This window comes from Burkholderia sp. AcTa6-5 (genome assembly GCF_017815075.1).
GTDB classification, from domain to species: Bacteria; Pseudomonadota; Gammaproteobacteria; order Burkholderiales; family Burkholderiaceae; genus Burkholderia; species Burkholderia sola.
In genome coordinates, this window is sequence record NZ_JAGIQE010000035.1 from 15195 (window position 1) to 34827 (window position 19633).

The 19633-nt window shown below is 66.1% G+C and carries 20 protein-coding genes; 7 read left to right on the forward strand and 13 right to left on the reverse strand.

What is annotated here, in order from left to right; all coding sequences use genetic code 11:
* Positions 1–153: 153 nt before the first annotated feature.
* Positions 154–1080 (reverse strand): LysR family transcriptional regulator, encoded by a 927-nt coding sequence (locus tag J8I33_RS31070; protein ID WP_209927183.1) that lies wholly within the window; start codon positions 1078–1080, stop codon positions 154–156.
* Between the two features lie 90 nt (positions 1081–1170).
* Between J8I33_RS31070 and J8I33_RS31075 the strand changes: the two genes are divergently transcribed.
* The 3 genes from J8I33_RS31075 (at position 1171) to J8I33_RS31085 (ending at position 3019) form a co-directional block, all read left to right on the forward strand.
* Complete coding sequence (locus J8I33_RS31075; protein ID WP_209939716.1) at positions 1171–1890, forward strand: SDR family oxidoreductase; 720 nt, start codon at positions 1171–1173, stop codon at positions 1888–1890.
* Between the two features lie 82 nt (positions 1891–1972).
* Complete coding sequence (locus J8I33_RS31080; protein ID WP_209939717.1) at positions 1973–2383, forward strand: VOC family protein; 411 nt, start codon at positions 1973–1975, stop codon at positions 2381–2383.
* Positions 2384–2593: 210 nt separating this feature from the next.
* Positions 2594–3019, forward strand: coding sequence for an NUDIX hydrolase (locus J8I33_RS31085; protein ID WP_209927197.1), 426 nt, complete (start codon positions 2594–2596; stop codon positions 3017–3019).
* A 72-nt stretch (positions 3020–3091) separates the two neighbouring features.
* Here the strand turns inward: J8I33_RS31085 and J8I33_RS31090 are convergent, their stop codons facing one another.
* The gene (locus J8I33_RS31090) at positions 3092–3304 is read right to left on the reverse strand and encodes a hypothetical protein (protein ID WP_209927326.1); all 213 of its coding nucleotides are present in this window, start codon (positions 3302–3304) and stop codon (positions 3092–3094) included.
* Positions 3305–3834: 530 nt separating this feature from the next.
* Between J8I33_RS31090 and J8I33_RS31095 the strand changes: the two genes are divergently transcribed.
* Positions 3835–4443, forward strand: coding sequence for a response regulator transcription factor (locus J8I33_RS31095; protein WP_209927199.1), 609 nt, complete (start codon positions 3835–3837; stop codon positions 4441–4443).
* A gap of 140 nt (positions 4444–4583) precedes the next feature.
* Here J8I33_RS31095 and J8I33_RS31100 read toward each other — a convergent pair whose 3' ends face one another.
* The 11 genes from J8I33_RS31100 to J8I33_RS31150 all read right to left on the reverse strand — a co-directional run bounded on the left by J8I33_RS31100 (position 4584) and on the right by J8I33_RS31150 (position 15278).
* Entirely contained in the window at positions 4584–5963 is a 1380-nt protein-coding gene (locus tag J8I33_RS31100; protein WP_209939718.1) for a glutamate decarboxylase, read from the reverse strand.
* Between the two features lie 207 nt (positions 5964–6170).
* Positions 6171–7862 carry an aspartate-alanine antiporter gene (aspT, locus tag J8I33_RS31105; RefSeq protein WP_209939719.1) on the reverse strand — a complete coding sequence of 564 codons (1692 nt, stop codon included), beginning with the start codon at positions 7860–7862 and terminating at the stop codon, positions 6171–6173.
* A 464-nt stretch (positions 7863–8326) separates the two neighbouring features.
* The gene (locus J8I33_RS31110; protein WP_050011378.1) at positions 8327–8716 is read right to left on the reverse strand and encodes an HrpB1 family type III secretion system apparatus protein; all 390 of its coding nucleotides are present in this window, start codon (positions 8714–8716) and stop codon (positions 8327–8329) included.
* A gap of 75 nt (positions 8717–8791) precedes the next feature.
* Positions 8792–9598, reverse strand: coding sequence for a type III secretion system export apparatus subunit SctT (sctT, locus tag J8I33_RS31115; protein ID WP_209939720.1), 807 nt, complete (start codon positions 9596–9598; stop codon positions 8792–8794).
* 52 nt (positions 9599–9650) lie between these two features.
* Positions 9651–10136: a type III secretion system protein gene (locus tag J8I33_RS31120; RefSeq protein ID WP_124638704.1), complete on the reverse strand. Its 486-nt coding sequence runs from the start codon at positions 10134–10136 to the stop codon at positions 9651–9653.
* Positions 10137–10151: 15 nt separating this feature from the next.
* Positions 10152–11543 (reverse strand): type III secretion system ATPase SctN, encoded by a 1392-nt coding sequence (sctN, locus tag J8I33_RS31125; RefSeq protein ID WP_209939721.1) that lies wholly within the window; start codon positions 11541–11543, stop codon positions 10152–10154.
* A gap of 51 nt (positions 11544–11594) precedes the next feature.
* Positions 11595–12599: a type III secretion system stator protein SctL gene (gene sctL, locus J8I33_RS31130; RefSeq protein ID WP_209939722.1), complete on the reverse strand. Its 1005-nt coding sequence runs from the start codon at positions 12597–12599 to the stop codon at positions 11595–11597.
* Complete coding sequence (locus J8I33_RS31135; RefSeq protein ID WP_245172593.1) at positions 12593–13405, reverse strand: type III secretion protein HrpB4; 813 nt, start codon at positions 13403–13405, stop codon at positions 12593–12595. Before J8I33_RS31135 ends, sctL begins: the two co-directional genes overlap by 7 nt.
* Complete coding sequence (sctJ, locus tag J8I33_RS31140; RefSeq protein WP_209939723.1) at positions 13402–14196, reverse strand: type III secretion inner membrane ring lipoprotein SctJ; 795 nt, start codon at positions 14194–14196, stop codon at positions 13402–13404. The genes J8I33_RS31135 and sctJ overlap by 4 nt, the downstream gene beginning before the upstream one ends.
* Positions 14197–14239: 43 nt before the next feature.
* The gene (locus J8I33_RS31145; RefSeq protein WP_050011153.1) at positions 14240–14638 is read right to left on the reverse strand and encodes a serine kinase; all 399 of its coding nucleotides are present in this window, start codon (positions 14636–14638) and stop codon (positions 14240–14242) included.
* A 28-nt stretch (positions 14639–14666) separates the two neighbouring features.
* Positions 14667–15278 carry an HrpB1 family type III secretion system apparatus protein gene (locus J8I33_RS31150; RefSeq protein WP_348636039.1) on the reverse strand — a complete coding sequence of 204 codons (612 nt, stop codon included), beginning with the start codon at positions 15276–15278 and terminating at the stop codon, positions 14667–14669.
* A gap of 334 nt (positions 15279–15612) precedes the next feature.
* Between J8I33_RS31150 and sctU the strand changes: the two genes are divergently transcribed.
* Genes sctU through sctP form a run of 3 tightly spaced genes read left to right on the forward strand, consistent with a single transcriptional unit; the run spans position 15613 to position 19626 of the window.
* On the forward strand, positions 15613–16671 hold the full coding sequence (gene sctU / locus J8I33_RS31155; protein WP_050011155.1) for a type III secretion system export apparatus subunit SctU: 1059 nt from the start codon (positions 15613–15615) through the stop codon (positions 16669–16671).
* A 5-nt stretch (positions 16672–16676) separates the two neighbouring features.
* Entirely contained in the window at positions 16677–18653 is a 1977-nt protein-coding gene (locus J8I33_RS31160) for an FHIPEP family type III secretion protein (protein ID WP_209939724.1), read from the forward strand.
* Positions 18616–19626 (forward strand): type III secretion system protein SctP, encoded by a 1011-nt coding sequence (gene sctP, locus J8I33_RS31165; protein ID WP_245172594.1) that lies wholly within the window; start codon positions 18616–18618, stop codon positions 19624–19626. The genes J8I33_RS31160 and sctP overlap by 38 nt, the downstream gene beginning before the upstream one ends.
* The last annotated feature ends 7 nt before the right edge of the window (positions 19627–19633 follow it).

Genomic DNA, 19633 nt, shown 5'->3' on the forward strand with positions numbered 1-19633 from the left:
GTAAGCGAATCGTTCCCACGCTGATTCAGGCCGGTATGCGATGCGCGGACGCGCCGCGATCGAGCCGGCATCGACGATGTTCCCGGGACGGAACGGTCCGCGAGCGGGACAACGGCGCGGGATTCGACACCGGCTCGCGCGTGTCCACCACGCTCAACTCATCCGGGCCGCCCGTTCGGTCAAACCGATGAGCCAACGCAGGCCGCTGTCTCCGTGATGCGCGGTCTTCCACAACGCGCTGACCTGATGCATCGGCGTATCGAACGGCAACGGACTGATGCGCAAACCCAGGCTGCGGCTCCAGATACGGGCGATGTAGTCCGGCACCGTTACCAGCACCGGGTTGTCGCGTGCGATGAAAGGCTGGGTGGCAAAGTGCGGATTGGAAAATATCACGCGCCGTTGCTTGCCCATCGCCTCCAGCCGTTCGTCGATGAATCCACGCAGCTCTCCCTTGAACGACGTGAGCGCATGCGGATACGCGAGGAACTCGCGCAAGCTCAATGCTTCGCCGCGTGGCCGGATCAACTTCGGGTTGTAGAGGCAGACAAAACGCCAGTCGAGCAGCGCACGCTGCTCCTGCCATTGCGCGCATTCGTTGAACACGCCCAATGCAATCTCGATCTCGTTGCGCTCGAACATGCTGGAAACCCGGTGGCAATCCGTATCCAGCGAGACGAGCTTCACGCCCGGCGCCTCGGCGGCAAGCATGTTCAGCAGGGCCGGAAACAGCGTGACCGCGATCGCTTCCGACACACCTATCCGGAACGTGCGGCTCGCGTTCCGCGCATCGAACGGCTCACCGGCCCGCATGCTCTCGTGAAGCCCGATCAGCAGCGCATCGATCTGCCGCGAAAGCTCCAGCGCGCGGTGGGTGGGCTCCATTCCCGAACGACCGCGCACGAACAACTCGTCGCCAAACGCCGCGCGAAGCCGCTTCAGTGCGCCGCTCACCGCGGGCTGGCCGAGAAACAGCCGTTGCGCCGCGCGCGTGACATGGCGCTCCTGCATGAGCGCATGGAAGACGAGCAGCAGATTCAGGTCGAAGCGACGCAGATCATTTTCGATGATGGATGGCATCACACTAAACGATTGGAGTGATAGTCACCCTAGCATGCATGCTATCCCCGATCGCTGCAACCGCCGCAGCGCGAACATCGGAGGCGTGCAATGGACAATGAGTTCGGCAAGGTCGTGGTATTGGGAGGGTCATCCGGCATAGGCCTGGCTGCCGTCCGGCGCCTGGCCGCCGCCGGCCACGAAGTGATCGCCACGGGACGTGACGCGGACAAGCTCGAGGCCGTGCGCGCGTCGACTGAAGGGTTGCTGCGCGTCGACGCATTCGATGGCGCGCAGCGCGAGCAGTTGGACCGCTTCTTCGCGAGCGTCGGAATCATCGACCATCTGGTGATCGCATTGAGCGGCGGCGACGGAGCCGGCCCGTTCAAGGACCTCGATCTGGCGTCGCTGAGGCGCGGCTTCGAAGCAAAATTCTGGCCCCACGTTCAGGCCGCGCAGGCTGTGCTGCCGGTACTACGGACCGGCGGCAGCATCACGTTCGTGACCGCGATTTCCGCACGTATCGCCAACCCGGGCACCAGCGGCCTCGCCGCGATCAATGCCGCGATCGAAGCGATGGTGCCGGTGCTGGCGCGCGAACTGGCGCCCACGCGGGTCAACGCAGTGTCCCCCGGTGTCGTGAAGACGCCGTGGTGGAACAGCGTGCCCGACGAGGCCCGGCAGGCATTCTTCGAACGGCATGCAAGCGAATTGCCGGTCGGACGCGTCGGTCAGCCGGACGATGTCGCGCAGGCTATCGCCTTCCTGATCGGAAACGGCTACACGACGGGTAGCGTGATCGAATGCGACGGCGGCCTGCACCTCGTCTGACGATCCGCGGCGCGACCGCCGTTCTGGCGATGCCGCGGCCGGCCCGACCGTGCCAAATTTCACGAAAAGGGAAAAAACAGCGATGCCCACGCAACTGTTCATCAACCTGCCGGTACAGGACCTGCCGAAGGCGACTGAGTTCTATACGGCCCTCGGTGCCCGCATGAATCCGCAATTCAGCGACGAAACGAGTTCGTGCATGGTATTGACCGACACACTCTTCGTGATGCTGATGCCCCACGAAAAATGGGCGCATTTCACGAAAAAGCCCATTGCCGACTCCCGACGCGAAAGCGAGGTCATGCTCGCGCTGAACGTGGAAGATCGCGACACCGTGGACAAGATGACCGATACCGCCGGTACGCACGGCGGACAGGCGGACGTCAATGCGCGCCAGGATCTCGGCTTCTTGTACGGCCGCAGCTTCGAGGATCCGGACGGCCACATCTGGGAAGTGATCTACGTGGACATGTCCCGGATGCCCGGCCAATGAAACCACGCAACTGCACGCACCGGGATCGCGCCTTTCCCGGTGCGCGGAGCGACACGAGGGGCCGCTTCGGCGGGTGGCTGGCCGCCCGGCCATGGCCGCCTGCCGGCCGGCGGCCCGCGGTCGCGCCGTCGCGGCTGTCGTTTCGAACCGGCGCGACGCCGCGCCCGGCGTCGGCTTGGCCGAATGCGCGACGCTGGTTAGAATCACGGCATGCCCCAAGCACCAGCGCCCAACCAGCCCTCCGAAGCGAGCGCCGTCCCTGTCAAGGAACGCGCGACCGTCGTCTGCTACCGCGGCGAGCAAGTCCTGCTCGTCGCACGGGCATCGTCGCGCTGGGCGCTACCCGGCGGCACGATCAAGCGCGGCGAGACGCCGCTCGAAGCCGCGCATCGCGAGTTGCGCGAAGAAACCGGCATCACCGGCCAGCCTCTCGTGTACTCGATGCAGTTCACCGGGCTCGCGAAGATCCACCACGTGTTCTTCGCGGAAGTGGGCCCGGACCACACGCCGCAACCGAACAACGAGATCGAGAAATGCAAGTGGTTTCCGATCGACGGCGTCGATGCGCTGCGCGCGAGCATCCCGACGAAACGCATCGTCGAACTCGTCTACAACCACGAAATCCGCAACGCGTAGCGCGTCGACGGCGAGCGCATGCCGAGCCGTCGGCCGGCTCGCGTCGAATGTCGTGGGGCCGCGCGGGAACGCTCAGTGCGCGCGCTTTCTTCGCAGTTCGTGCGTGGAATAGACGACGAGGAAGATGCCCAGCATCGCCACGCCGGACGCCATGAAGTCGTTCGCGCTTCCCGAGCTGTGCAAGGACTTCGGGAAGATGCCAAGGCTCAATCCTGCCACCGCGAGAAGCAATCCTGCGGCCACGCCCCAAATGGGTCCGGCGGTCTTTTCAATTGTATTTTTCATGCAGCACCCGTCTACAGTCATGACCTGATCGGTACCGGCAAAACGCGCCGCATCTACCTTCAGTCTTGCCACTATAGCCGGGAAAAAATTCACTGCGTTTCAGTGCTTTTACCGATCAAGTTTTCCGCGCCCTCGCTCGCACGATATCGCGGCGTGATTGACTCGCGGCTTCGCCCTCCGGTTCCCGTCACGCCCAGACCGGCTGCGGTATCGCCGCGGCATACGCGTACCGCGGCAATTCGACGGGCCGAGACGTTTCCTACCCCGTTTCCGACATTTCCGTGCGAAGCGGCGCGCCACCCATCACCACAATATCGATATGCGCACGGCCGCCGGCATTCGAGCATCCGTATCCGCCGCCATCTCGCAGTTTCGCGGTTTTGCAGATCACCCGGCCGGCCGCCTCGGAACGACGGCACGGCGGTTCCGGCTCGCGCTTGCCATAGTGGGCCCCTCCCGCAATTCCTTCCTGGCGATGTCTGCGGCGCGGGCTTTGGCGGACCGCCCCTCCCTTCAGAATGGAGACCGACATGCATCGTGTAGCGTTGATTGACGACCACCCCGCGATAATCCTGGCACTGACGAGCATTCTGGAGCGCGATCCGCTCCTGAAGGTGGTCGGGACCGCGCAGGACGGTACCGCCGGCCTCGCGCTCTACCGCGATCTCAAACCCGACCTGCTTGTCATCGATCTTCACCTGCCCGGACTGGACGGGATCGATCTGATCCAGCGCATACGCGCTGTCGACACCGCCGTGAAAATACTCGTGATTTCGTCGTTTCCTGCCGAGCAATACGCGGCACGATGCCGCGTCGTGGGAGCGAACGGTTACGTGAGCAAGTGCCTCGGCGCGTCGCACATCCTGAGCGGGGTCAAGGCGGCCATGGCCGGCTTCAATTGCTTTCCCGTCGAAATGACGTCCGACAACCCTGACGACGTTCAGATTGCGCGCCTGAGCAGGCGTGAACAGTCCGTGTTGCGCTATCTCGCACAAGGACGCACCAACAAGGAAATCGGCGAGACGCTCTCGCTCAGCAACAAGACGATCAGCACGCACAAGGCCAACATCCTGACCAAACTCGGCTTGACGAACATCATCGACCTGGCCGCGTTCGCAAAGGCACATCATCTCCTCTGATCGCGACCGCGCCTCGCACCCGGCGCCCCGCGCCCGCGTGCCGCGCTTCGCCCCGCTCGCGACCGGCCGGAGCCCGTGCCGCACATGCGCCACGGACCCGGCCGGCCCACCGCGGCGCCGTCGGTCGATACGCGATCCGCTCAGCACTTGGCCGGCGACGACTGCCGCTGCGCGTGCGCATGAAACCTCGGCGGCGTCGCATGGCCGCCGTGCTCGTCGAGGAACCGGCATGCATCGACGATGTCCCGGCCGAGCAACTGCACCGCGTTGCGATTGATGTGCGGCCGCACGACGATGCGCAGGCTCGTCACGGCTTCCGCATCGGCCGGCATCGAATAGGCGGACAGCACCCAGCCTTTCTCCCGCACTTTCGCGGACACGTCGAATTCGTTGAATTTCGTGATCCTCGCGTCGAGCGTCACCGCCACGACGGGAATGCGCTGCGTTTCATTCATGACCGTGAAATACCCGCTGTCGACGAGCATCCCGCGCAGGGCGATCGCGTTGTCGAGCGTATGCCGCAGGATTCTTCTGTAGCCGTCGAAACCGAGGCGCAGAAACTGGTAGTACTGCACGGCGATCGGTGCACCGTTGCGGCTGAAATTCAGGGTCGCCGTCGGCATCTCGCCGCCCAGATAGTTGACATAGAACACGAGTTCCTCGTTGAACACCCGTCGCTCGCGGAATACAAGCCAGCCGAGCCCCGGCGGCGTGAGCCCGTACTTGTGTCCGGACGCATTGATCGATTGCACCCGCGGCAAACGGAAATCCCATGCATAGTCCGGATACAGGAACGGATTCACGAACCCGCCCGATGCCCCGTCGATATGCAGCGGAATCGAAATGCCGGTTCGCTGTTCATATCCGTCGAGCCATGCGTGGATCGCCTGGATATCGTCGTCCTCGCCGGTAAACGTCTGACCCGCGATCGCGACGACCGCGATCGTGTTCTCGTCGACATACTTGTCGAGCTGATCCGCGGTCAACCGATAGTTGCCCGGCCGGAGCGGCACGACGCGCGGCTCGACGTCGAAATAGCGGAAGAACTTCTTCCAGACGATCTGGACGTTGCCGCCCGTCACGAGGTTCGGCCGATTGGCGTCCTTGCCTTCCTTCTCGCGCTTGCAGCGCCAGTTCCACTTGTGAGCGAGACCCGCGAGCATGCATGCTTCCGACGAGCCGATGGTCGCCGCGCCGTAGGGCTCGACGCCCTTCGGCCCGTTCCAGAGCCGGTGCAGCCACTTCACCATGCGCGTTTCCATCTCGAAGAGCTGCGGATACATGTCGTGGTCGACATGATTCTTGAACATGTTGCGCCTGGCCACGTCGACGGCCTCCGGTTCCGCGAAGGTCGTCACGAAGGACGACATGTTCAGCATCGGATTGGCATCGGTCCACTCGTCGCTGATCACGAGCGCGGCCGCAGCACGTGCGGACATGCCGCGCTCGGGAAAGCAGTCGTCGCGAATCTCCGCGTTGAACTCGTCGTAGGGCGTAATGTTGTCGTTCCGGTCATTCATTCTCTACTCCTGTCTTCCGAGAAAATACGGGGTGGCGTGCCGTATGTCGACGACGGCAGCCGCGCCGCCCGGCATTCGACGGGCCGGCGCACTTACCGGCCCTCGTGATACGGCGCCGCACCCCGGCCGCAGGCCGCATTCGCCTGGATTCGAATTCGCTCATCCTTTTCATTTCCCTGTGATTTTGGATTGCAAAATAAATTGGCTTCACGAAACGAGCATGATCACGGCGATCCCCCAGAAGGTCAGCAACGTATTGCCGACCGCGTAGGTCACCGTGTATCCGAGCGCCGGCACCTGGCTCCTGGCCGCATCGCAGATCATGCCAAGCGCGGCGGTCGTGGTCCTCGCACCGGCGCAGACACCGAGCAGGATCGCGGGATGAAAGCGAAACACGTATTTGGCGATCAACATGCCGACAAGCAGCGGAACCGCGGTCGAGAAGATCCCCCACAGGAACAGGCTGATGCCGAGTTGCTCCAGTCCTGCGACGAAACCGGGCCCTGCCGTGATGCCGACAACCGCGATGAAGACGTTCAGGCCGACCGAATTCATGAACCATACCGTCGGCTCGGGAATGCGCCCGAAAGTCGGGTGGATCGCGCGCAGCCAGCCGAACGCGATGCCGGCAATCAGCACACCGCCCGCTGTCGACAGCGTGATCGGCACCGCACCGACCTCGATCACGATTGCCCCGATCAGCGCACCGACCGTCATCGCGAAGCCCGCGAATGCGATATCCGCCCGCGTGGTCGCGCGATCCGGCACGCCGAGCGCATTCGCCGCCGCAGCAGTGTCCTGCGTGCGTCCGACGATCGTGATCGTGTCGCCGCGATGCAACTTCGTACGCGGGAGCACCGGGATCTGCGTTTCCGCCGGGCCGCGCTTGATGCGCCGCAGATACACGCCGCGCGCCGCCGGCAGCTTCGCGAGCTCGGCAAGCGTCTTGCCGTCAGCCTGCTTGCTGGTTACGTAGACGTCGACGCCTTCCACCGGAACCGACAGCAGATCGGGATCGTCGACCTCCTGCCCGCGAAGCCCAAGGACGTTCACGAGCTGTTTGCGGCGGCCGGCGATCGCGACCACGTCGTTCGCCTGCATCACGAAATCCAGCGTCGCATCATGGATTGCATCGCCGCGCCGGATGCGTTCGACGAACAGACGTGTCGATTCGATCTGCATGCCCTCCACCTGCCCCACACGCATGCCGACCATCCGGCCGTTGACCGGAATTCGATACGCGCGCAATTCATATTCGTGCCAGGCCGTTCCGTCTCGAGCTGCGTCCGTCATGCCGCCGCAGCTCGCCTCATACTCCTTGCACGCGTTGATCAGATCGATACCCAGCAGTCTGGGCCCGAGCACGGCAAGGATCAGCGCGGAGCCGGCCGTGCCGAAGACATAGGTCACCGCATAGGCCGTCGGCATGGCGTCAAGCAGCGGGCGGGTCTGCTCGGTGGGCAGGCCCAGCTTGGCAATCGCGTCGGTCGCGAGGCCCATCGACGCCGAGATCGTCTGCGAACCGGCGTAGAGTCCGGCGGCCGAACCGGGATCGAAGCCGGCGATGCGCGCCGCGATGACCGGTGCGGCCAGGCACAGCGCACACTGCACGGCGGCAAAGACGGCTTGTGGCAAGCCATCCCTGGCGATGCCCCGAACGAATTGCGGACCGACTCCATAACCGACCGCGAACAGGAACATCAGGAAAAAAACCGATTTGACGTCGGCTGAAATCGTAATGCCGGCTTGTCCGATCGCGACCGCCGCGAGCAGCGTTGCCGTCACCGTTCCGAGACTGAATCCCTTGTAGCGCTTTTCGCCGATCCAATACCCGATGCCGAGCGAGAGGAACAGCGCGATCTCCGGGTATTGTCGCAGTGTGGCCAGCAGCCAGGACATGCGCGCTCCTTGATTTCAAGTGTCTGGAATGCCGTCATGGCATACGGCTCGAACGATCCATCTATTCGAACTACAAATCGATCGAATCAACCTCGAGACGTTGAAATATCGTCGCATCTGCCCGGTTCATTGCGGTCAGGAAATTTCCCGGAATCGATCCGGACTTTCCGAATCGGCGAGTCGGCGCGGCGTGCAGCTTCCCGCCAAAATTCAACAAAAACTGCGCTTACCGACCCGCCTGCGTTCGGGACGCCCCCGCCAACCGGTACGAGTACGTCACCCGTGCAGCCGCGCCCGGTGCGATAGCGGGCGGATCGACAGGTAGCGCGGAGGCAGGCGTTCGCGGCGCGCTGGTCGGCGCCGTGCGGGCCTTGCCGGGCAAGAAGCGTCGACGCAGTTGGCGGCGCTGGCCGTGCAGGCGCGAAAAACGGGCGATGGTCCCCGCTTGACGCAGCCGCGGGCGGCTATCCGCGCCCGATCGCGGGCGCTGCGAGCAGCGCCTGGGCGGTGCGCGTCGCCATCGGGTCGTCGGATCGGTACGCCGCCGCGTAGGCATAGGTACGCCACGATGCATCGCCGAGCGCGTAAAGACATACGGCCGCGAGCGCCATGCCGCGCGACGACAGCGCGCCATCGCGCTCGACCCGGCGCAATTCGCTCAGCGCCTCGCCCCACGCGCGTGCCCGCACATGCCACCAGGCCAGCACCTCGCGCATTTCGCCGTTCCCGGGACGCAGCACCGCCATCGCATCGAGCAGGTCCTGAACGTCCGAAAACGTATCCAGCGCCGCACCGGCCCACAGCACGTCCATCATCCCCGTAACGATCGCGTTGTCGCTCAACGTCTCGATCATGCTCTTCTCCCGGCTTTTTCCGTCAATCGCCATCGTCGAACGCATACTTGCGCCCGCTCGCGCATTCGGCGCGTTTCACTTGCCGCCCGCGAGCGCCCTCGCCTCGGCCGCGATGCCCACGAGCGACAGCTGATCGCGTACCTGATCGATGAAAATCGCCGCCATCAGGGCGAGCATCAGAATCGTGAGCGCGCCTTTCACGGGTTGCGCCAGCGACGGCAGATCGAGCTTTTGCGACACCTTCCCGGTAAAGCCGAAGCCGATATCGATCAGCAGCAGCATCAGCATCATCGGCGTGGCCAGCTTCGCCACCGTTTCCATCAGCGAGTCGGTCTTCAGCAGCACGAACGATTCGAGTACCGATCCCCCGGCCGGCGCGAGGTTCGCAAGCGGCCACCACGAATACGATTCGTAGATCGCGCCGAGCAGGAACGTCATGCCGCCCAGACACCAGAACGCCGCGATCGCGAACTGGCTCAGGAGCGTGGAAGTCAGCGACGTCTGCTGCCCCTGGCTCGGGTTCTGCATCTGCAGTTGATTGAAACCGGTCAGATCGTCGACGTACGTGCCGACGCTCTCGGCGGCCCAGAACACCGTCGACGCCGCGAAGCCAAGGCCGACGCCGATCAGCGCCTCCTTCAACCCGATGCCCACGAGCATCGTCGCATCCCCCTGCTCGAGCAGGCCGCGTTGCCCGTAGGCGATGAAGCTGCCCCACAGCAGCGCCAGCGCGGTGCGCACGCGGCCTTGCACGACGTTGTCGGAAGTCGGCGGAAAAATCATCATCAGGACCATCAATCGTTCGCTGCAAAGGCCCAGCACGATCAGAAACCTGACCAGTTGATGGCTCGATTCGATCGATGCGAAGGTAATCTCGCTCATTTCAGTCGCCTGTCGTTCAATGGATGCGCGGCTTGCGGGCGTGCTCGCCGGCTCAAAACGCCGGGCTGGGCCGGCGGCTCTCCGATGTTTCCTCGTCCTGCGCGTCCTCGATCGCGAGCTCGATCGCCTTGACGAGCGTGTCGCGCCGCTTCTCGTAGATGTCGATGCGGGCACGGTTGCGCAGGATCTCCGTGCGCAGCGCACCGATCTGCGCCTCCTTCGCCGCCAGCGCCTGCCCGGCCTGCGCCGCCCGGGCCTCGAGCATCGCGTGCTGCTCGGCCGCGTGCGAGCGGAATTCGCGCAGCTTCAGATACGCGTCCGCCCGGAAGGAAACGCTGCCCAGCATCGCGTCGATCTTGCCGTCGTGCGCGGCGAGCCCGGCCGCATGCGCGCGCACCGCCGCGCGGCTTTCCTCCAACGCGTCGATGAGCGCCTGCAGCTCGCCGCGCAAGCCGCCGAGCGCCGCATTGAGCTTGCGATCGCGCTGGCGGCGGCGCGAGAGCACGCGCTCGAACGCGGCAACGCGGCGGTCTTTCATCGCTTGCCTCCGGCATCAGGACTGCACGATCTCGCCGAGGGCCGCGAGCGTGTCGTTCGGGTCGACGAGCAGATCGGTCGGTTGGCCGAGGAAATCCCGAATCGCGTCGATCTTCGCGATGGCTTCGTCGGCAAGCGCATCGGTGCCGCTCTGATACTCGCCCACCTGCAGCAGCAATTCGACCTCCTTGTGCTTGGCCATCAACCGCCGCACGTGTCCCGCCGCCGCCACGTGCTCGCGCGGCACCACCTGCGTCATCACGCGAGAAAGACTGCCGAGCACGTCGATCGCCGGATAGCGGTTCTGTGCCGCAATCTCGCGCGAAAGAATCATGTGGCCGTCGAGAATGCCCCGTACTTCCTCGGCGATCGGGTCGCCGCCCGATTCGTCCTCGGCCAGCACGGTATAAAGGGCGGTGATCGAGCCATGCGCCGAGCGGCCCGCGCGCTCCAGCAGCCGCGGCAGCTCCGCGAAGATCGACGGTGGAAAGCCGCGCCGCGTCGGCGGCTCGCCCATCGCCAGGCCGATTTCGCGCTGTGCGCGCGCAAAGCGCGTCAGCGAATCCATCATCAGCAGCACACGCATGCCGCGGTCGCGGAAGTATTCGGCCACCGCCGTTGCCGCATAAGCGGCCTTCGCGCGCTCGATCGACGAGCGGTCCGATGTCGCGCAGACGACGACCGAGCGGGCCATTCCCTCGGGCCCGAGAATGTGCTCGCAGAATTCGCGCACTTCGCGGCCGCGCTCCCCGATCAACGCGATCACGTTGACGTCGCAGCGCGCCCCGCGCGCGAACATGCCCATCAACGTACTCTTGCCGACGCCGGCCGGCGCGAAGATGCCCATGCGCTGGCCCTCGGCCAGCGTCATCATGCCGTCGACGACGCGCACGCCCGTCGGCATCGGGGTATCGACGACGGGCCGCGACATCGGATCGGGCGGATCGGCGATGACGGGCTGCCACTCGTCGCATTCGAGCGGCCCCTTGCCGTCGATCGGCTCGCCCAGGCTGTCGATCACGCGGCCGAGCAGGCGGGGGCCGATGCGCAGCGAAAGCGGACGCCGGAGTCCCACCACGCGTGTCGCCCGCGACACGCTGCCGAGCCGGCCGAACGGCGAGAGCAGCGCGACGTCGCGCGAGAAGCCGACCACCTCGGCACGCTGCAGCAACGCGCCTTCGGGCGAGCGCAGCTCGCATAGCTCGCCGAGCGTCGCATCGAGCCCCGATACGCGTACGAGCGTGCCGATCACTTCCTGGACCTTGCCGCATGCGGCGGGTTGTGGGCGGGCGCGCAGTTCGCGCTCCATCGCATCCATCAGCGCCGAGAAGCCGCGTACGTCCCGTAGCTGCGCGATGGGCACCCCGCTCGCTTCGTCGGTTTCGAAACCGTCCGCGCTGTCGATCATGGCGCTCCTTTCCTTGTCATGTCTTATTCCCCGTGCCGCGCGAAGGCGGGTTCAGATGGACATCGCGTCGGCGTCGGCATACGCGGCATCGGTCCAACCCTCGTCGCGCAGGTCGCCCGCCGTTTGCAGGGCCGCGACATCGTCTTGCCAACCCTCTTCGTCGCCGATGTCGCTGATGTCGCCGTCGCCACCGTCGTCCGCGCGCGCATCCGGGTCCGCCAGGCCCTCGCCGGCTCCGACGGCGTACTCGCCGATCGGCCCCTCGTCGTTGCCCGCGAAACCGGTCTGCGCGTCGACGGCTCGTGCGTCATCCCCGGGCCGCGCATCCGGCGCGTCGCGCGATGGGCCCTCCGTCACGCTTCGCACCGCGCGCGCCAGGGCATCGCGCATCGCCGCCAAGTGCAACGACAAGCTCGCGTCGATCGCGCCCAGGTCGGTTTCGGCGACGCATGCGCCGGGCGCAAGCGTCGCGTCGGCCGCCACGCACAGCCGCACGGAACGCCCGGCCTCGCGCCACGCCGCGGCCGCTTCGTCGAAGGCCGCGCTCGCCGCGGCCAGATCCGACGGATGAACACGCAGATGAACGGGGCTGCCGTCGGCGACGATCCGCTCGACCGTCGCGGCCGCGCGGGCGAAAAGCGCTTCGGGCTCCACTGACGCGACGATCTGCTCGACCGCCAGCGTCACCAGCCCGGCCAGCCGGTCATGCTGCCCGGGCGCGAGCCGGCAGGCTTCGGCATGCGCGGCCGCCGCGCGTTCGTGCCAATCGGTCAGCCCCCGCTGCAAACCGTCGTCGTAGCCCCGCTCGGCCGCTTGCGCGAACTCGCGCATGGCGCGCTCGACGAGCTCGTCCGCGCGGGTGCGGGCTTCGTCGAGCAGCATGCGGGCCTGGGCGCGCGCCGCGTCCAGCGCCTCGTCGCATTGCCGGCGCATCTCGGCGTACGCCGCATCGATCTCGACGATCGCCGCGACGCGTTCATGACGCAGGACGTCGCCTTCGACGCCCACCCCGAGGTCCGTGCCTTCGGCCTGCGGATTGCGTAACCAGATCACCATGACCCCTCCGGAAACAAGTCGGGCAGTTGCGAGACGATCGAAAGGCTCGGGCTCGAGCCTTCCGGAGACGGTAGCGACGGCGGCAACGAAGGGAGCGGCAACGGCCCCCCGTCGTCGCGCGCCGGCATGGCCAACCGCATGATCGCGAGCGGGCCGCCCGGCGCCCATCGGCGGTCGCGCGCGAACAGCCGAAAGCCGAGCCACGCGAGGTCATCGCCATCGGCGGCGTCGAGCGGCACTTGCATGACCGCTGCCGCGTGGTGCGCGCGCGCGGCAAGCGAGCGCGCATCGCCGGCAAGCTCGCGCCCGCGCGCGAAGAGCAGATTGACGCCGCGCGCCCCGATCCAGCCCGTCAACTTCTCGCGACGCGGCCGGTCGATCCACGCGCGCAACGGCTCCGCCTGCTCCACGAGCGCGCGCAAGCGAAATACGGTCAGACAATCGTGCGCCGGCAGCAACGCAAGCGCCGTTTCCGGCGCGTTGAACGCGGCAAGCGGCGGCACCGGCATGCCCCATTCGTCGAGCAGCGCATCGGCAAGCGCCTCGGCCTGCGCGGGGCTGCATGCGCCGATTCGGTCCGCACCGGGCACGCGTGCAAGCCACGCCGGATGCATCCAGTCGAACAGCGTCCGCCGGCGCCGATGGTAGGCGGCCAGTCTCGCCGCCACGGCCGCCGGCGTCTCGCCGTGCGGGGCGGCAACGCTGTCCGCGGCTGCGTCGTATGCATCGGCTGCGTCGTATGCGCTCATCATGGGCTCACCCATGCTTGCCATGCCGGCCACGCGATCGTTCGGATCGACGGTCATGCCGGCGCTTTCGCTGCACGCCCCGCCCGGCGCGCGAGCAGCCCCGCAAGTCCGCCGCCGCCCTTGAGCAGGTTGCCGCGCAACAGCGCGAAGCCGCCGGCGATCGTCAACAGCAGCAAGCCGAGCGCGCCGCCCGCATAGACGACCCAGCCGTCCTGGCGGTGCGGGTGGGCGGGCGGATCGAGCGCATCGGCCGGCACGCTGGTCACGCTGACCTGATCGTAGGTCAGCCCCTCTATGCTGTGCACGACCAGGTTCTTGATCGCCGGCGTCATCCGCTCGAGATTCGCGTCGGGCCGGTACTTGATGAAGACCGATGCGGACGACGGCTTGACCGACTGTGCGAGCGGGTCGTTGTTCGGCAGCACGATCTGCACGCGCGCCACGACCACGCCGTCGATCTTCGACAACGTGTCGTCGAGTTCCTGCGACAAACCGTAAATGAAGCGCACGCGCTCCTCGGTCGGCGTGGACACGAGCCCGTCCTTCTTGAACAGCGAGCCGAGGTCGTCGAATTTCTTGCGCGGCAGGCCGCGTGCGCGCAGCACTTCCACCGCATGCACGATCTGCTTTTCGTCGACGCTGACCGACCAGGTCTTGCCGCCATCGGGCGTGCTCTTTTGCGCGTCGACGCCGGACATCAGCAGCGCGGCCGCCATTTCGTTGCAGTCGCTTTCGGTCAATTGCCCGTAGAGTTCCTGCTTGCAGGCCGCAAGCGACAGCACGAGCGCCGCCACCGCGACGAGCCGCCATGCGGAGTGCAGCTTCGAAGGCATGAGGTTCGGTTTCATCAGTTGCTCCGAGAAGCCCTGTCCTTCAGGACGGGGAGTCAAGTTATTGGTTCTTCATGAGCGTCTGCACGGCGTCCTTCGACGACTGCACGGTCGCCATCTTCACCTGCAGATCGGCGTTCAGGCTGGCGATCTCGAGCTGGATGGTCATGTCGGCGGCGGCAAGGCGCTCCATCGACAGCGCGCTCATGTGCTGAGTCATATAGAGCACGTCGTTCGGCACTTGCCGGTAATAGTCCGCCTGCTCCTCGACTGCTTTCGTCACGAGGTCCGCGCGCTCGGTCGGGTGGACGGCTGCCGCATGCTGGGGCGCCGAAGCCATCATCGCCTGGAATTTGTCGACGAGCGGCTGCGATATCGCGTCCGCATTCGGCGCCGCGGGCGTCGTGCCGGTGACGCGGGCCAGTTCGTACTGGAGTTGCGATGCAGTCGTGATGCTCATTTCGTTTCTCCTGGTAGGGGCAACAGGTTCAGACGCGCATGTACTGCATCGTCAGCAGCATGTCGCTGGATGAGGACGACGGCGTCGCGACCGCTTCGCCGTCTTCGGCGTGCGCTCCGTTTTCGAACGCGAGCGCGGAATCCGGCGCAACGAAGCGGCCCGTGCGCTTCGCGGTCGCGACCGCCTGCTTCAGCTCCTCGCTCGCAAGCAGAACCTTCGCGAGCCGTTCAACCTCTTCGTTGCCGCCCTCCTCCAGCAGGTGTCGGGCCTCCTCCTGCCAGCCGAACTCCTGGCGGGCCTTCAGGCACTGCAGCAACATTCCCTTGCTGGCCGGCAGGCAGACCGAGCGCTCGACCAGATTGCGAAAGAGCCGTTCGGCGTCGCTCCATTCCTCGCGCACCATATGCAGCCAGCCGTCGAAAAACGCGAATTCGGCGGACTCCGGGCGCAGCAGATGCAGCACGTCGACGAGGTGCTCGAGATCGTCGATGTCGACTTGCGCCGGCGTGCCTGCGCGGGCCAATGCCACCCTGACCAGGTCGACGATCGCGCCGACGACTCCCGATGGGCACTGCGGCCGATCCTTCAGAACGTCCATCCTTTCCCCCAACGAAATCAGATTCGATCCGATGGGCCGCACCCGATGAGGCGTGGCCTTCCGTTGACGCTAAGTTACGCAACACGATCGGCGCGCCACGTGCCGCGCACGAAGTCGCACAACGAATTGCGAAGCGCCGCGTGCGACGGGCGGCGGTCCGTGCCGCTTTCGCGGACGTCTTCGCGCGTGCCCGCCGCCGCGCGGGTCGCCTTGCTCGCGTGGCCTGCGCCCGGGCGACGCGCCGTCGCGCCGCCTCGCTTCGCAGCCCCTGCCCTTGCTTCGCATCGCCGTCGCGCCGGATAGCGCGGCGCCGCTAACGTTGCATCGGGGCGCCCCATCCCGGGTGCGCGCCTGCGACAAGCGAAGGACAGCGGTCATGAGCGACGAGAAAACCGAAGAGCCCACAGACAAGAAGCTGGACAAAGTCCGCGAGGAAGGCCAGGTCGCGAAGAGTTCCGACCTGGTCGAAGTCGCGTCGCTCGGCTCGATCGTGCTCGTGCTGACGGCGGGCCAGCACTATCTGGCCGATACGCTGCGCGCGATCGTCAAGGAGGCGGTCGATTTCACCCACGGCGAGCGCGAGTTGCAGGACCTCTGGACCATCCTCGTTCATATCGGCCTGCAGACGCTCGGCCTGCTGTGCGGGATCGCGGCCGTTGCGCTCGTCGCCGCCATCATCGCGCTCGCCCCCCAGACGGGACTCAAGATTTCGCTGAAAGCCGTCATGCCGAAGCTTGCGTCGGTCAGCCCCGGGTCCGGCTTTCAGCGCATCTTTTCGATGAACTCGGCGATCGACCTCGCGAAGATGGTCGGCAAGGCCGCGATTCTCGTCGCCGTCATGTGGCAGACGATCAAAAGCGCGATGCCCGTGGTGGCGAGCGCGCTCGATCAGTCGCTACCGCAGTTGATCGGCGTGCTGTGGTCCGTGCTCATGCATGTGGTCGTGGTCGCGCTCGGCGTGTTCGTCGTCATCGGCGCGTTCGACTACAAGCTTCAGAAGTGGCTCTTCATCCGCAAGAACCGGATGTCGAAAGACGAGGTGAAGCGCGAGCACAAGGAGAGCGAAGGCAACCCCGAACTCAAGGGCGAGCGCAAGCGCATGGCCAGGGAGATATCGCAGGAAGGTCCGAAAGGCGGCGTCGCGCGCGCGAACGTCGTCGTGGTCAACCCGGTTCACTACGCGGTCGCGCTGCGCTACGACCCGGCGGAGTTTCCGCTGCCCGTCGTCCTCGCCAAGGGCCTCGACGAGCAGGCGCTGCGGCTGCGCCAGCAGGCGATGCACGCGCGCGTGCCCATCGTCGCGAACCCGCCCGTCGCGCGCATGCTGCACAAGGTGCCGCTCAATCAGCCGATTCCCGAGGAACTGTTCGAAGTCGTCGCCGCGATTCTTCGCTGGGTGGACGGCCTCGCGCCTCAAACCGCCACCACGGAGTAGTGGACATGTTCAAGACCATGAAACTGCCCGGCATCGGCGAGGCCGGCATCGCCGTCCTGCTGATCGCGATCGTCTCGCTGATGATCCTGCCGCTGCCCCCCGCCATCATCGACGGGCTGCTCGCGATCAACATCATGATCAGCATCACGCTGCTCATGGTGACGATGTACGTGGGCCATATCGCCACGCTGTCGGCGTTCCCGTCCGTGCTGCTCTTCACGACGCTGTTCCGGCTCTCGCTGAATATCGCGTCGACGAAGTCGATCCTGCTGCACGCCGATGCCGGCGAAATCATCGAAAGCTTCGGCCAGCTCGTCGTGGGCGGCAATCTCGTCGTCGGCCTCGTCGTGTTCGTCATCATCTCCGTCGTGCAGTTCATCGTAATCGCCAAGGGCTCGGAGCGCGTCGCCGAAGTGGGGGCCCGCTTCACGCTCGATGCGCTGCCCGGCAAACAGATGAGCATCGACGCCGACCTGCGCGCGAACATCCTGACGCCGGACGAAGCCCGCAGGAAACGCGCGAGGCTTGCCATCGAAAGCCAATTGCATGGCGGCATGGACGGCGCGATGAAATTCGTGAAAGGCGATGCGATCGCCGGCCTCATGATCACGATGATCAACATCGTCGCGGGCATCGCCGTGGGCGTCGCCTATCACGGCATGTCGGCCGGCGACGCGGCCAACCGCTTCTCGGTCCTCTCGATCGGCGACGCCATGGTCTCGCAGATTCCGTCGCTGCTGATCTCGGTGGCCGCGGGCGTCATGATCACGCGCGTGGACGAAGGCGGCGACCATGGAAATTCCTCCCTCGGCGAAGACATCAGGCGCCAGTTCACGAGCAGCTCGCGCGCGCTGTACTTCGCCGCGCTGCTGCTGCTCGGCTTCGCCGCCGTGCCCGGTTTTCCGGCGGCGCTCTTCGCGCTGCTCGCCGGGCTGCTCGGCTTCGTCGGCTACCGTCTGCAGAAGAAGCAGGATGGTCCGGCCAAAGGCGCCGGCAAGCCCGTAGGCGCACTGCAGCGCGCCGGCGCCAAGGGCGACGCGCCGTCGATCCTGCCACGCCCGCCGCAGTTCACCTGCCCGCTCGGCGTGCGCCTCGCCGCCGACGTCAGCGCGCGTCTCGCGGCCGATGCGCTCGACCGCGCGTTCGACGCCCAGCGCCACGCGCTGCAATCGGGAGTCGGCCTGCCGTTCCCCGGCATCATGATGTGGACCGACGGCACGCTGCCCGAAGACAGTTACGAAGTGCTCATCTTCGACGTGCCGCAAGGGCGCACCACGCTCGCCGAAACGCGCGCGGTACACGCGGCGGCCGACGGCGACGCCGCGGACGCGCCTGCCGCCGCGGCGACCCCGGAAGCATTGATTGCACGCCACACGATCGACCTGCTGCGGCGCAATGCTCATCTCTTTCTCGGCATCCAGGAAGCACAGTGGATGCTCGATCAGCTCAACGAGGACTACCCGGGCCTCGTCGCGGAAGTACAAAAGGCGCTGCCGCTGCAGAAGATGGCGGACGTGCTGCGCCGGCTGCTGGAGGAAGACGTGCCCGTGCGCAATATCCGCAGCATCACCGAAAGCCTGATCGTCTGGGGACCGAAGGAGAAGGACATGCTGATGTTGACGGAATACATCCGCATGGAGCTCGGCCGGCTCATCGCCTATCGCGCGACGGGTGGCGTGCGGGATTTGCCCGTCGTACTCGTCGACATTCAGGTCGAGCAGCACATCCGGCAGTCGATCAAACAGACGCCCACGGGCAACTTCCTCGCGCTGCCGCCCGACGAAATCGCCCAGCTCGTCGGCAAGATCGCCGACATCGTCGGCGATACGCCACGGCAGCCGCTGGCGCTCGTCGCGTCGATGGACATCCGGCGCTACATCAAGCGGATGATCGAGGCGCGGCTGCCGTGGCTACCCGTGTATTCGTACCAGGAGCTCGGCGCGCATGTCGATCTCCAGCCCGTCGGCCGCCTGGCGATGTGATCGAGCGAGCCGCGCCATGCACACCTGCCCCCCTCATCGCGCCCGCGTCATCGCAGCGCCGGCCGCGCACACCGACCCCGCACCCGAGATGCCGGCCGCGCAGTTGAGCCGCCAGGCCGCGCTTTTTCAGCGCCTGCGCGAAGGCGCGCGCGCCGGCGCATCGGAAACGCCCGGCGACGAGCCGCCATGCGCCGCACCGGCCGAGCCTCCATTCGGCGAGCAAGCCGAACCGTTCTACCCGGTCCCCGGGTTCGCCGCGGACGACCATCGCGACGATGCCGGCAGCGGCGAGCGCGACGACGACGCACAGGCTGGCTCCGGCGACGAACGCGATCACGCTCCCGCGCACGCTCGATCGGCAGCGCCGGTGCCGGTGCCGGCTCCGGTGCCTGCGACGATTCATCCGCCCATGCATTCGACGATGCACCTGCCGGTGCAGTCGGCCATGCATGCGCCCATGCATGTACCGGGATATTCGACGATGCCCACGCCGACGCCGACGCCGATGCCGGTGCACGGCGCGGCGCCACTTTCACCGCAGAGGCCGCCCAACGCCCGGCCATCGACGGCTGCGCCGGCCACGCCGCGCGTTCAAGCCACGCGCGAGCCGCAGCGCTCCGAAGCAGCCGGCCCGCACGCCGTGGTCGCCGTGCGGGCACCGGCGCGCACGGGCCAGGACATGAACCGGTTCGTCGATTCGATCGTCGCCGAAGTGTCGGACTTCTGCGCCAATCCGATCGTGTTCGCAAGCGGCGACTGGCAGATCACGATTCCCATCGATCCGGCGCTGCTGCCAGGCTGCACGTTGAACCTCGCGCTTTCGCATTTCCAATTGACGCTTCGCTTCGACACCACGGACGCACGCTCGCGCGAACTAATCTCACAGCATGCGGCGACGTTGCGCACCAGCCTCGAGGCAGTGATGCAAAGCCGCTTCGACGGCGCGCGCAGCGTCGAGATCATCGTCACGTAAAACGAAT

Bases quoted from the DNA above. Each gene is read 5' to 3' on its own strand.
- sctU (WP_050011155.1), top strand. From the start codon at position 15,613: ATGAGCGACGAGAAAACCGAAGAGCCCACAGACAAGAAGCTGGACAAA.
- J8I33_RS31070 (WP_209927183.1), bottom strand. From the start codon at position 1,080: ATGCCATCCATCATCGAAAATGATCTGCGTCGCTTCGACCTGAATCTG.
- sctP (WP_245172594.1), top strand. From the start codon at position 18,616: ATGTCGATCTCCAGCCCGTCGGCCGCCTGGCGATGTGATCGAGCGAGC.
- J8I33_RS31075 (WP_209939716.1), top strand. From the start codon at position 1,171: ATGGACAATGAGTTCGGCAAGGTCGTGGTATTGGGAGGGTCATCCGGC.
- sctT (WP_209939720.1), bottom strand. From the start codon at position 9,598: ATGAGCGAGATTACCTTCGCATCGATCGAATCGAGCCATCAACTGGTC.
- J8I33_RS31095 (WP_209927199.1), top strand. From the start codon at position 3,835: ATGCATCGTGTAGCGTTGATTGACGACCACCCCGCGATAATCCTGGCA.
- aspT (WP_209939719.1), bottom strand. From the start codon at position 7,862: ATGTCCTGGCTGCTGGCCACACTGCGACAATACCCGGAGATCGCGCTG.
- J8I33_RS31110 (WP_050011378.1), bottom strand. From the start codon at position 8,716: ATGATCGAGACGTTGAGCGACAACGCGATCGTTACGGGGATGATGGAC.
- J8I33_RS31080 (WP_209939717.1), top strand. From the start codon at position 1,973: ATGCCCACGCAACTGTTCATCAACCTGCCGGTACAGGACCTGCCGAAG.
- J8I33_RS31145 (WP_050011153.1), bottom strand. From the start codon at position 14,638: ATGAGCATCACGACTGCATCGCAACTCCAGTACGAACTGGCCCGCGTC.
- sctL (WP_209939722.1), bottom strand. From the start codon at position 12,599: ATGGTGATCTGGTTACGCAATCCGCAGGCCGAAGGCACGGACCTCGGG.
- sctJ (WP_209939723.1), bottom strand. From the start codon at position 14,196: ATGAAACCGAACCTCATGCCTTCGAAGCTGCACTCCGCATGGCGGCTC.
- J8I33_RS31085 (WP_209927197.1), top strand. From the start codon at position 2,594: ATGCCCCAAGCACCAGCGCCCAACCAGCCCTCCGAAGCGAGCGCCGTC.
- J8I33_RS31100 (WP_209939718.1), bottom strand. From the start codon at position 5,963: ATGAATGACCGGAACGACAACATTACGCCCTACGACGAGTTCAACGCG.
- sctN (WP_209939721.1), bottom strand. From the start codon at position 11,543: ATGATCGACAGCGCGGACGGTTTCGAAACCGACGAAGCGAGCGGGGTG.
- J8I33_RS31120 (WP_124638704.1), bottom strand. From the start codon at position 10,136: ATGAAAGACCGCCGCGTTGCCGCGTTCGAGCGCGTGCTCTCGCGCCGC.
- J8I33_RS31160 (WP_209939724.1), top strand. From the start codon at position 16,677: ATGTTCAAGACCATGAAACTGCCCGGCATCGGCGAGGCCGGCATCGCC.
- J8I33_RS31090 (WP_209927326.1), bottom strand. From the start codon at position 3,304: ATGAAAAATACAATTGAAAAGACCGCCGGACCCATTTGGGGCGTGGCC.
- J8I33_RS31135 (WP_245172593.1), bottom strand. From the start codon at position 13,405: ATGACCGTCGATCCGAACGATCGCGTGGCCGGCATGGCAAGCATGGGT.